We start from the raw sequence: 12001 nt of genomic DNA, 5'->3' as shown, positions 1-12001 counted from the left end.
CCACCACACCCGGCCGCACGACGCCTCGCGACAGCCCCCTTGGTCGGGTGCAGCGAGGGGAGGATAAGGGCGGGCGGGGCTGCGGGGATAAGCGAACAGGCTTATCCCCCCGCGCACGCCACTTCGACCTGGGCCGCCAGTTCGCGGAGGATGGCGAGGTCTTGCTCCAGCGTCAGGCCGCGGCTGGCCCGTTGCAGAGCGAGGCGCGAATGGCGGGCGGCGTTCTCGGCGAAGTCCGGCGGCCCCAGCCGCGACAGGATCAGCATCGCCTTCTGCAGCCTGACCCCGATTTCGACCACGCCAGCGCCGTCGCGCGCGATCGGCGTGAAGAGATCGTCGAAGAGATCACCGATCGCGATCGGCGGAATATGGACCCGCGGGCAGGCCACCTCCTGCTGCGGCTCGCCTGGCTCGGCCGCGATCGCCAGCAGGCGAACGGCCCGGCCGATGACGTCGATCGCCGTGCCGGGATCGTTGATGCCGGGGGAGAGGGCGCGCGAGGCGATCTCGGCCAGGACCGAGGCGCCGAAGCGCGGGTCCTGGTCGAAGGAGCGCACATCGTCGATGGTGAAGCAGGCCCGGATTTCGGCCTCCTGCTCCGCGACGTCGAGCCCTTCTGCGAAAGCCACGGGATCGACCGGTGTCACGAAGGCGCCGGGCGTGGCCTGCACGAAGATGCGGCCCTTGCCGCGGTCGGCGATGGACGACAGCGCGCCGACATCGAGATGCTGCACATAGCCGATCCGGGACACGTGGATCGGGCGTGCGGCAGCCGGAACATCGACAGGCGGCGAGCCGCCCATATACGGCTGCTCCCGGTACAGGCGCATCGCTTGCGCCGCCGCCGACTCGACGCGCTCGGTGGTCTCCGTCACCCGTCCGAGGCGCGAGAGATGGTCGATCCAGCGCAGCAGCGTGACGACGATCAGAACAATGACGCCGGCGGTGACGACGAAGAGAACGACGCGGCCTGTGCTGCCATAAGCGCCCGTGCTGAGCGCGATGATGCCGACGAGGCTGTAGAGGAAAGAGCCGATGAAGGTCGCCAGGACGTTCTGGGTTGTCGTGTCCTCCATCACCAGCCGGGTGGCGCGCGGCGTGACATTGCTGGTCGCGGCCGAATAGGCCGCAACCATCGTGCTGAGCGAGAAGGTCGTCACCGCCAGCATGCTCGAGGCGATGATACCGAGGATGTTGTCGACCGCGTCGGCACCGATCTTGGTCGGCAGGTCGCTGGGGATATAGGGCGCCAGCACGATCGCCGCGAGGGCGGTGACCACGGCCAGGATCGAGAACAGGCTGGCCCGGAACCACATCCGCCGCGTGATTTGGGAGAGGTGCCACAGCCAGCGCGAGGTCATGAAGAGGGTTCCGTGAGAGGAATCGCGCAGGACGGCGCACCGCTGACAACGCAGCCGTTGCGGAAGGGTTGCGCTGGGGGCCGGAGTCGGTGCGGGGTCGCGCTCTAGCGCAACAGCGTGGGCTTGACCCACCAGCCGGGCTCCTGCCGCGCCAGCGCTTTCCCCGCGGCCGCGCTCTGGCGGCAGTCGTCGAAGAGCGCGAAGCAGGTCGCGCCCGAGCCGGACATGCGGGCCAGCCGGCAGCCGGGCTGGGCGCGCAGGGCGGCGAGCACCGTGTCGATGACGGGGGCGACGCGGCGGGCGGGGGCTTCGAGATCGTTGCCGGCGGCACTGAGGGCGGCGATCAGCGTGGCTCGGGTCGCGTTCGTCCCATGCGAGCCCTCATCCTGAGGAGCGCTCTGCAGGAGCGCGTCTCGAAGGATGGTCGCGGAGGGTTGGGAGCCTTCTGGAGCATCCTTCGAAACGGCCGCTCTTGCGGCCTCCTCAGGATGAGGGCTGAGGGTGAACCCACTCGCCTCAGGCGGATGTCGCTGCCCCGGCTCCAGCCCCAGCGCCCGGAACACCGGCGCAGTTTCGACCGGCACGCCGGGATTGACCAGCAGCGCGAAGAGCGGCGGCAGGGTCAGGGTTGAGCCGAGGCGCTCGCCGATGCCGGCCATGATGCGGGCGCGGGAGGCGAGGCAGACGGGGACGTCGGCGCCGGTGGCGGCAGCCGCCCGCAGCAGCGCGGGGTCGTCGGGCGCGATCCCGTTCAGCCGGGCGAGCAGGCGCAGCGCGGCGGCCGCATCGGCCGAACCACCGCCGATGCCGGACGCCACCGGCAGGCGCTTGACGAGATGGAATGTACCGCTGCGCAGCGGGCTCATTTCGGCTTCGAGCGCGCGTGTCGCGCGCAGGATCAGGTTGTTGTCGTCGACCGGCAGTCCCTGCCCGCGCGGACCGTCGATAGTCAGCGACGGCTCAGGGCCGGGTTCGAGCGACAGCGTGTCGCCCGTGCCGGCGAAGGCGACGAGGCTTTCGAGCTCGTGATAGCCATCCGCGCGGCGGCCGAGCACCCGCAGCGTCAGGTTGATCTTGGCGCGGGCGCGGGTGGTCAGCGGCGCAGTCATGTCAGCGAAGGCGTCCGGGCTGCCGTCCGACGCGACAGCAACACTCTTAGCCGCCGTCCTTCTTGGGTTCGGCCGGATCCTTCGGCTCGACCGCGTTGGCGGAGGGGCCGTCCTCCAGCCCGCGCTCGATCTTGCGCTTGATCTTGACCAGATCCTCGGGCTCGGGATTGAGGTCGCGGGCGTGGTTCCACTGGAAACCGGCCTCGAGGCGGCGCCCGACCTTCCAGTAGACATCGCCGAGATGGTCGTTGATCACCGGGTCGGAGGGGCGCAGCTCGACCGCGCGCTCCAGCTCCCGCAGCGCCTCCGGATAGCGGCCGAGGCGGTAATAGGCCCAGCCGAGCGAATCGATGATGTAACCGTCGCGCGGGCGCAGCTCGACGGCGCGGCGCAGCATCTCCAGCGCCTCGTCGAGCTTGAGATGCTGATCGACCAGCGAATAACCGAGATAGTTCAGCACCAGCGCGCGCTCGCGCCCCAGCGGCTCGGGCAGGAGTTCGAGCGCCTTGCGCAGATCGGCCTCGGCCTCCGGCCAGCGCTTGATGCGCTCGCGGGCGATGCCGCGGAAGTAGAACAGGTCCCAGTTGGCGCGGCCGGGCGAGGCGAGCTTGCCGATCGCCTTGTCATAGGTGGCGGCGGCCTCCTCGAACATCTTGCGCGAGCGATAGACATTGCCGAGCGCCGAGAGCGCATCGATGTCGTCGGGCCGCTCGGCGATCAGAGCGTTGAGGTGCTTCACCGCCTCCTCGGGCCGGCCGAGATTCTCCAGCGCGAGGCCGGCCTGGATCTCGGCATTGGGCCGCAGCGGCGAGGTCGCCGGCATCTTCTCGTAGACGGCGACGGCGTCCTCGGGCTGGCGCGCGCGCTCGAGGATGTCGCCCAGCGTCAGGATCGCGAGGTCGTGGTTGGGGTCGAGATAGATGGCGAGGCGCAGATAGAGCAGCGCCGCCGCCTCGTCGCCCTGGCGGTTGCCGGCGCTGGCGAGGCCGTAGAGCACCTCGGCGGCGCCCTGCTGGGCGTTGCCGACCTGACGGGGCGGCGCCTGCCTGGCCGCCACCTTGGCCAGGCCGTCGCGGACGATCGGGTGGTTCGGCAACAGGCGATCGAACTCCGCATAGGTCGCGGCCGCGCCCTCGAAATCGCCGTTGCGGGCCTGCATCTTCGCCCAGAGATCGACGAGACGCAGCGTCGTCTTCTCCGACTCATAGGCGGTCTTCAGGCGCTTCTCGGCATCGGCCTTGCGGCCTGCCGCGTCGAGGATGAGGCCGGCGTGATAGTCGCGAAAGAGGTTGTAGGAGGGCTCGCCGCGCAGCCGTTCCAGCGTCTCGATGGCGCGCGTGGTCTGCCCTGAACCGAGCTGCGACCAGGCTGACAAGAGCGTCGCGGTGATGTCGGCCGCACGGCCGCGCCCGCCGCGCTGCAAATGATTGCGGGCGGTCTGGTAGTTCTTCTGCTTCAGTGCGCGGATGCCGATGGCGAGCTGGGCGAGGCCGTTCGAGGGGTCGCGCTGAATCAGCTTGTCAGCGGCGCGGAAGGCATCCGGCATGGCGCCATCGGCCAGGAAGGCCACGAAGGCGCGCTCGAGCAGGTCGTTGTTCTGGGGATCGCCCTTGATCGCCTCGCGCAGGAAGACGGAGGCCGCGCCGAGATCGCGCCCCGCTCCCGCGACGATGGCGGCGAGATAGTTGCCCTCGAGGCTTTCGGCGGTGTCGAGCTGGTCGGTCGCGCGGGCAGAGCTCGTTCCCTGCGCTCCCTGCGCGGCCGCGCCGACAGGCAGGGCCAGGAGCAACGCCAAGGCAGCGGCCGTGATCGGGCCACGGCGGTTCATTCCAGATCCCACGACTGCCATTCTCCTTCGGTCTGCCGTCGCGCGCATCCCGCGGCAGACGTGGTCGGTGACGCGCGACCGTGACCGCTTCGCGTAAGTCGGCAAGATGGCCGTTTCCAGGCGGGCGGGCAAGCCTCGCGGGGGCCGAACCGGCCCGTGCCGTAGCGCGCCGGCCACAGTGCAGCAAAACCGCGCAGTGACGCAGCGTCCCGCAGTTTTCGTTGTCGATGTCTCAGCAATTCGTCGGCTATCGTCCGGCGTCGTTTCTCCGTCACGACGATTCGGACAGGATCATTCCCATGAAGAAGCTCGTTCTCAGCGTTGCCACTGTGGCTCTGCTCGCCGGTTTCGCCGCCGGCTGCGCCCAGCCGCAGAAGCCGGCCCCGGCCGTGACCCGCAAGGGCTGATCGTCTTCGCGCCGGCCGCGGCCGGCGTCGAGAAAAAGGGGGCGTGCCAGCCGGCACGCCCCCTTTTTGATGTCGGCTGAGACGAGCGGCCGCGTCACATGTTCGCGTAGCCCGGCCCACCGCCGCCCTCGGGCACCGTCCAGGTGATGTTCTGGGCGGGATCCTTGATGTCGCAGGTCTTGCAGTGGACGCAGTTCTGCGCGTTGATCACGAAGCGCGGCTCGGTCTTCGCCTCGGCGTCCTTGTAGACCACCTCGTAGACGCCGGCCGGGCAGTAGAGCCGCGCGGGCTCACCATAGAGCGGCAGGTTCTTTTCGATCGGGATCGAGGGGTCGGTCAGCTTCAGATGAGCCGGCTGATCTTCCTCGTGATTGGTCGAGGAGAGGAAGACCGAGGAGAGCTTGTCGAAGCTGATCTTGCCGTCGGGCTTCGGATAGATGATCGGCTTGACCTCGCTCAGCAGCTTCAGCGTCGCATGGTCGGGCTTGCCGTGCTTCAGCGTGCCGAAGGGCGACCAGCCGAAGAGCTGGTTCAGCCACATGTCGATGCCGCCGAGCCCGATGCCGAGCAGCGTGCCGTATTTCGACCAGAGCGGCTTGACGTTGCGAACCGGCTTGAGGTCCGCGCCGATCGGGCCGTCGCGCCACTCGTTCTCGATCTCGACGACCTCGTCATGCGAGCGGCCGGCGGCGAGCACCGGGACCAGCTTCTCGGCCGCCAGCATGCCGGAGGCGATGGCGTTGTGGCTGCCCTTGATGCGGGGCACGTTGACGAAGCCGGCCGCGCAGCCGATCAGCGCGCCGCCCGGGAAGGTCAGCTTCGGCACCGATTGCCAGCCGCCCTCGGTGATGGCGCGCGAGCCGTAGGAGAGCCGCTTGCCGCCCTCGAACAGGTCCCGGATCAGCGGATGGGTCTTGAAGCGCTGGAACTCGTCGAAGGGCGAAAGCGTCGGGTTCTCGTAGTTGAGATGCACGACGAAGCCGACGGTGACCAGGTTGTCGTCGAAATGATAGAGGAAGGAGCCGCCGCCGGTGCGGCTGTCGAGCGGCCAGCCGAAGGAGTGCTGGACGCGGCCCTTGACGAACTTCTCCGGCTTGACCTGCCAGATTTCCTTCAGGCCGATGCCGTATTTCTGCGGCTCGCGGCCGGCATCCAGGCCGAATTTGCGGATGGCGATCTTGGAGAGCGAGCCACGGGCCCCCTCTCCCAGCAGGGTGTAGCGCCCACGCAGCTCCATGCCGCGGGTGAAGCGCTCGGAGACCGTGCCGTCCTTGGCGATGCCCATGTCGCCGGTTGCGATGCCGGCAACGGAGCCGTCCTCGTTGAACAGCAGTTCGGCTGCAGCGAAGCCGGGATAGATCTCGACGCCGAGCGCCTCGGCCTGGGCCGCCAGATACTTCGTGACCAGACCGAGCGAGCCGACGAAATTGCCGTGATTGTTCATCAGCTTCGGCATGCCGACATTCGGCAGGCGGACGCCGTTCGGCTCGGTCAGGAAGTAGAAGATGTCCTCGCTGACCTCGGTGGTCAGCGGGCGGGCCTCGTCCTGGCGCCAATCGGGCAGCAGCGCGTCGAGGCCCGAGGGGTCGATCACGGCGCCCGAGAGGATATGCGCGCCCACCTCGGCGCCCTTCTCGACCACCACGACGGAGACATTCTCGTCGAGCTGCTTGAGCCGGATCGCCGCGGCGAGGCCGGCCGGGCCCGCGCCTACGATGACGACGTCGTAGTCCATGCTCTCGCGGGGTTCGGCCCGTGCCTGATCGAGATCCATCTCGCCCTCCGAAGGCCCGCGCCCAACAGGCTGCACCCGGCCTCACGCCAATTAGTTTACATATAAACTATCTACCATCCCTCGACAAGGCGAGGCAGGCGACAGACTGGAAACCCTCTATCCAAGCGCACGGTTCAATTTGCAACCGCGGCAGCTCGCGAAGCGCGGTGCCGGCGTGCTAGACAGGCGCGATGTCCCTGACCGCCGCGCCCGACCCTGCCGAGCTCGTCGCCTGGTATGCCGAGATGGGCATCACCGAGGCGCTGGATGAGGTGACGCATGATCATTTCGCCGCGCCCATCGTCAGCGAGCCCTCACGGCCGCGGCCGGTCCTGCCGCCGCGTGGCGGCCAGCCGGCCGCAATGGCCGTGCGCCCCAACGCCGCCGCCGCGACGGCCCCCGACGACGCAGCCCTGAGCGCGCGCGCCCTGGCGCAGGAGGCCGCGACGCTGGAGGAGCTGAAGGACGCGCTGGCGCGGTTCGAGGGCTGCGCGCTGAAGGCGACCGCCAAGAGCCTGGTCTTCGCCGACGGCAACCCGAACGGACGAGTCATGATCGTCGGCGAGGCGCCGGGCGCCGACGAGGACCGCATCGGCCTGCCCTTCGTCGGGCGCTCGGGCCAGTTGCTCGACCGGATGCTCGCCGCTATCGGGCTGAGCCGCAAGGACGACGTCTACATCGCCAATCTCCTGCCCTGGCGGCCGCCCGGCAACCGCACGCCGACGCCGCAGGAGGTCGCGATCTGCCTGCCCTTCATCCAGCGCCAGATCCAGCTCGCCGACCCCGATATCCTGCTCTGCATCGGCGGCCCCTCCGCCCAGGGGCTGCTCGGGCTCTCCGGCATCCTGGCCTCGCGCGGCAAATGGCAGGAGTATGAGACCGGCACGCGGCGCATCCCGGCCATGGCGACGCTGCACCCGGCCTATCTCCTGCGCCAGCCGCTGCAAAAGCGCCTGGCCTGGCGCGACATGCGGGCGCTGAAGGCGGCCTTGGACAAAGGGTCCTAGGAACGGTTGGACGATTCCTCATGCGGCGCCGACGCACAGGGCCTAAGCTGCGCTGGCATCGTCGCCCCTCCCGTGGTGGAGTGTCGGCGGGATCGGACGGAGAACGGTCATGGTCATCGACGCCTTCCTGCTCTCGCGGATCCAGTTCGCCTTCACCGTCTCCTTCCACATCGTCTTCCCCGCCTTCACGATCGGGCTCTCGGCCTATATCGCGACGCTGCTCGGGCTCTGGCTGAAGACCGGCGACATCAAGTTCCACATCCTGGCGCGGTTCTGGACCAAGATCTTCGCCGTCTCCTTCGCGATGGGCGTGGTCTCCGGCATCGTGCTTTCCTATCAGTTCGGCACGAACTGGAGCCGATTCTCGCAGGTGGTCGGCAACGTCATCGGCCCGATCATCGGCTATGAGGTGCTGACCGCCTTCTTCCTCGAAGCCTCCTTCCTCGGGGTGATGCTGTTCGGCTGGAAGCGCGTGCCACCCTGGCTGCATTTCCTCTCGGCCTGCATCGTTGCCGGCGGCACGGCGCTCTCGGGCTTCTGGATCCTCTCCGCCAACAGCTGGATGCAGTATCCCACCGGCCACGAGATGCGCGACGGCATTGCCTATCCGGTCGACTGGCTGCAGATCATCTTCAACCCGACCTTCCCGATGCGCTTCATGCACATGATGACGGCGGCGTATCTCACCACCGCCTTCGTCGTGCTGGCGACGGGGGCGCGCCATCTGCTGGCCGGCCACCGCACCGAATCGGCGCGCACCATGGTGCGGATGGCGATCCTGATGATCGCGCTGACGGCGCCGCTCCAGGCGGTCATCGGCCACCGCCACGGCGAAGACACCGCCAAGTACCAGCCCGCCAAGCTCGCCGCGATCGAGGCGCATTGGGATTCCTCCAAGCCGGCGCCGCTGGTGCTGTTCGCCTGGCCGGACGAGGAGAAGGGCGTCAACCGCTTCGAGATCGCCATCCCCGGTCTCGCCAGCCTCGTCACCCATGGCAGCATGGACGCGCTTTTCCCGAGCCTGAACGACTTCGCCGTGGCGGACCGGCCACCGGTCAAGATTCCCTTCTTCGGGTTCCGGATCATGGTCGGCATCGGCTTCTTCATGATCGCCTTCGGCTGGCTGGGCGCCTGGCTCTGGTGGAAGGGCCGGGTCTTCGAGGAGCGGCGCTGGCTCTGGGTCGCCCAATACACTTGGCCGCTCGGCTTCATGGCGATCCTCGCCGGCTGGTTCGTCACCGAGGTCGGGCGCCAGCCCTGGATCGCCACCGGCGTGCTGCGCTCCAAGGACGCGATCTCGCCGGTCACGGCGGGTCAGGTTGCGATCTCGCTGGCGCTGTTCGTCTGCGTCTACTGCGTCGTCTTCTCGGCCGGGGTGCTGCTGATCAACCGGCTGATCGACAAGGGGCCGGACGCGATCACGACCCAGGACCCGCCGGAGCAGCCCTCGCAGCGGCCGCTCAAGGCGGCGCAGGCGCCGGCTTCGGACCTCTTCGGCGACGGGCGACCCGGCGACGACCGCATCCAGCCCGCGAGCTGAGGAGAGACCCGCGATGGAATGGTATCTCCCCGTCATCTGGGCCGGCCTGATCGGCACCGCGGTGATGCTCTATGTCGTGCTCGACGGCTTCGACCTCGGCATCGCGATCCTGTTCCCGACGACGCGCGACGAGGGCGAGCGCGACCAGATGATGAACTCGGTCGCGCCGTTCTGGGACGGCAACGAGACCTGGCTGGTACTGGGCGGCGGCGGGCTCTGGGTCGCCTTCCCGACCGCCTACGCCATCATCATGCCGGCCTTCTACCTGCCGGTGACGCTGATGCTGCTGGCGCTGATCTTCCGGGGCGTCGCCTTCGAGTTCCGCTGGGTCGCCAAGCCCAAGCACAGGGTCTGGGACCTCGCCTTCTGGCTCGGCTCGACGCTGGCGGCCTTCGCGCAGGGGCTGATCCTCGGCGGGATGATCCAGGGCATCACCGTGGTCGACCGGCAGTTCGCCGGCGGCCCCTTCGACTGGTTCACTCCGTTTACGCTGATGTGCGGGGCGGGCGTCGTCGTGGGCTATGCGCTGCTGGGTGCGACCTGGCTGATCTACAAGACGGAAGGGCGCGTGGCGGAGCGCGCCCGTTCGCAGGCGAAGGTGCTGCTGCTCGGGCTTCTGGCCTTTGCGCTCATCGTCTCGCTCTGGACGCCCTACGCGCATCCGCGCATCGCGGAGCGCTGGTTCACCTGGCGCAACATGGCGCTGCTCTGGCCGCTCCCGGTGCTGACGGCGCTGTGCGGCTTTCTCGCCTGGCGGCGGCTGCACGGCCGGCACGAATTCACGCCGTTTGCCCTGACGATCGCGATCTTCGTGCTCTGCTTCCTGGGGCTCGCTGTGTCGAACTACCCCTATTTGGTGCCGCCGGACCTGACGATCTGGGACGTCGCGGCGGCGCCCTCCTCGCATGTCTTCGTGCTGATCGGGGTGACCTTCCTGCTGCCGATGATCCTGTTCTACACCGCCTTCGTCTACTGGACCTTCCGCGGCAAGGTGAAGGCGGACAGCGGCTATCATTAGGGGGAACCGCGGAGCGTTCCAGCGGTTCGATGCTGGCTTGAGTCCGGCGCGCTCTCCGTAGAGATTGCCGGCAGGCTCACGGGGAAGACGCCATGCAGTGGGAAGACTACCGCCAGTCCGAGAATGTCGAGGACCGGCGCGGGAGCGGTGGCGGTGACTTCGCCGGGCTGCCGGGCGGGCGCGGGGGACTCGGCATCGGAACCATGGTGGTGCTCGGTCTCGTCGGCTGGGCGCTCGGCATCGACCCGCGGCTGCTGATCGGCGGGGCGGAGCTGATCGGCGGCATCGGCGGGCGCCAGGCGCCGACGCAGGAGACGCGCCGCCAGGCCGGACCGCCCCAGGACGAGATGGGCCGCTTTGTCTCGGCCGTTCTGGCGCAGAACGAGGACGTCTGGTCGAAGCTTCTGCCGCAGCAGGCTAACCGGCGCTACGAGCCGCCGCGGCTGGTGATCTTCGACCGGGTCTCGAGTTCGGCCTGCGGCACCGCCCAGTCGGCGATGGGGCCGTTCTACTGCCCGCCTGACAAGCGCGTTTATCTCGACCTGTCCTTCTTCCAGGAGATGCAGCGCCGGCTCGGCGGCGGCGGCGACTTCGCCTATGCTTATGTCATCGGCCACGAGGTTGGCCACCACATCCAGAACCTCCTCGGAATCCTGCCGAGGGCCAACCAGCTGCGCGAGCGCTCCTCGCAGCGCGAGGCCAATGCGATCTCGGTTCGCATCGAGTTGCAGGCGGACTGCTTCGCCGGTGTCTGGGCGCACAACATCCAGGCGATGGGGCGCATCGACCAGGGCGACATCGAGGAAGCGATGCGCACCGCCGCCGCGATCGGCGACGACAAGCTGCAGCAGGCGTCGCGCGGCCAGGTGGTGCCGGACTCCTTTACCCATGGCTCCTCGGCCCAGCGCCAGCGCTGGTTCAACACCGGTTTCCGGACCGGGTCGATGCAGGCCTGCGACACCTTCAAGCCGCCGCAGGTCTGAGACCGGTCAGCTCACGGTGGAAGCCTGCCCCGAATCCTGCAGGAACCGGCGGGCCCGGTTGATGGCATTCATTGCCCAGCGCCCCGACAGCAGATAGCGGCCCGGTGACAATGTGCCGAGCCTGAGTTGGGACCTGGCCTGAGGCGGCGCTCGCCGGACTGGCGTCTCGCCCGGCGCGAGCTTGCGGAAGATCATCGTCGTGGGGCTGGGGTAGCCGCCTGCGTGGAACACGAGGCCAGCCCGCTCTGCCGCCGCGACGAGGGTATCCGGCGTGAAGTGGTGCACATGGGCGAAGTGGAATTGCTGCAGCGGATCGTGCCGCGTGGCGGCGGCGTTCGGCACCTCGACATGGATGAAACCGTCCTGCGTCAGCCAGTGCGCCAGGCGGCGGAGTGCGTCGACGGGCTCGCGCAGATGCTCCAGCACATGCTGGGCCGAGATCAGGTCGAAGGAGGCGGCAGGCAGGTCGGCGGCCTGCCACGAGGACTCGATGACGTCGGCACCATAGGCCGCGCGGGCATAGCGGGCGAAATCCCGCCCCGGCTCGATACCCGTCGCCCGGTGGCCCGCTTTGGCCAGGATGTCGAGGAACTCGCCCGAGCCGGAGCCCAGATCGAGAATTCTCGAGCCGGATGCGAGATAGTCTCCCAGCAGAGCAAAGCGCGCGGTCGCTTCCGCCCTGCTGCGTTTCAGATGGAGCCGCGGCGGCGTGCCGTTGCGCGCGAACTGATAGTCGAGGCGATAGCTCGACGCGTAGTAGAGGCCGAGCTCCTCCTCGCTCGGCATCGGATCGGTTCTCATCAGGCCGCATCCGTCGCAGCTGACGGTGGTCAGCGGCTTGAGCCGCCGGTCGTAGCGGCAGACCACCGTCGCGGCCGTTCCGCCGCAGAGATTGCAGGCGCAATTCTCGCCGCGATAGGGATAGGCGACGAGCGGAACATGGCTGAGAAGAGCGGCGGCAATTCCGTGCATGA

General features: G+C 68.5%; 9 protein-coding genes. 4 read left to right on the top strand and 5 right to left on the bottom strand.

Annotation, left to right across the window (positions count from 1 at the left end; genetic code table 11):
- Window positions 1-101: 101 nt before the first annotated feature.
- The 4 genes from AX750_RS24515 to AX750_RS24500 all read right to left on the bottom strand — a co-directional run bounded on the left by AX750_RS24515 (window position 102) and on the right by AX750_RS24500 (window position 6479).
- Window positions 102-1361: a DUF2254 domain-containing protein gene (locus tag AX750_RS24515; RefSeq protein WP_066721180.1), complete on the bottom strand. Its 1260-nt coding sequence runs from the start codon at window positions 1359-1361 to the stop codon at window positions 102-104.
- A gap of 104 nt (window positions 1362-1465) precedes the next feature.
- Window positions 1466-2470, bottom strand: coding sequence for a 4-(cytidine 5'-diphospho)-2-C-methyl-D-erythritol kinase (locus AX750_RS24510; protein WP_066721178.1), 1005 nt, complete (start codon window positions 2468-2470; stop codon window positions 1466-1468).
- 46 nt (window positions 2471-2516) lie between these two features.
- A complete protein-coding gene (locus AX750_RS24505; protein WP_156446541.1) occupies window positions 2517-4298 on the bottom strand; it encodes a tetratricopeptide repeat protein in 1782 nt (593 codons plus the stop codon).
- Between the two features lie 501 nt (window positions 4299-4799).
- Entirely contained in the window at window positions 4800-6479 is a 1680-nt protein-coding gene (locus AX750_RS24500; protein WP_066721175.1) for an electron transfer flavoprotein-ubiquinone oxidoreductase, read from the bottom strand.
- Window positions 6480-6670: 191 nt separating this feature from the next.
- Between AX750_RS24500 and AX750_RS24495 the strand changes: the two genes are divergently transcribed.
- The 4 genes from AX750_RS24495 (at window position 6671) to AX750_RS24480 (ending at window position 11027) form a co-directional block, all read left to right on the top strand.
- Window positions 6671-7486: a uracil-DNA glycosylase gene (locus tag AX750_RS24495; protein ID WP_066721172.1), complete on the top strand. Its 816-nt coding sequence runs from the start codon at window positions 6671-6673 to the stop codon at window positions 7484-7486.
- A 109-nt stretch (window positions 7487-7595) separates the two neighbouring features.
- The gene (locus AX750_RS24490; RefSeq protein ID WP_066721168.1) at window positions 7596-9026 is read left to right on the top strand and encodes a cytochrome ubiquinol oxidase subunit I; all 1431 of its coding nucleotides are present in this window, start codon (window positions 7596-7598) and stop codon (window positions 9024-9026) included.
- A 13-nt stretch (window positions 9027-9039) separates the two neighbouring features.
- Window positions 9040-10044 carry a cytochrome d ubiquinol oxidase subunit II gene (cydB, locus tag AX750_RS24485; RefSeq protein WP_066721166.1) on the top strand — a complete coding sequence of 335 codons (1005 nt, stop codon included), beginning with the start codon at window positions 9040-9042 and terminating at the stop codon, window positions 10042-10044.
- 92 nt (window positions 10045-10136) lie between these two features.
- The gene (locus AX750_RS24480; protein ID WP_066721164.1) at window positions 10137-11027 is read left to right on the top strand and encodes a neutral zinc metallopeptidase; all 891 of its coding nucleotides are present in this window, start codon (window positions 10137-10139) and stop codon (window positions 11025-11027) included.
- A gap of 6 nt (window positions 11028-11033) precedes the next feature.
- Here the strand turns inward: AX750_RS24480 and AX750_RS24475 are convergent, their stop codons facing one another.
- On the bottom strand, window positions 11034-11999 hold the full coding sequence (locus AX750_RS24475; RefSeq protein ID WP_066721162.1) for a methyltransferase domain-containing protein: 966 nt from the start codon (window positions 11997-11999) through the stop codon (window positions 11034-11036).
- Window positions 12000-12001: the final 2 nt, after the last annotated feature.

The organism is Methylobacterium sp. CCH7-A2, assembly GCF_001557075.1.
Lineage (GTDB): Bacteria > Pseudomonadota > Alphaproteobacteria > Rhizobiales > Beijerinckiaceae > Allobosea > Allobosea massiliensis.
Note: the sequence above shows the minus strand (reverse complement) of the source record. Positions and strands in the feature narration are given on the sequence as shown.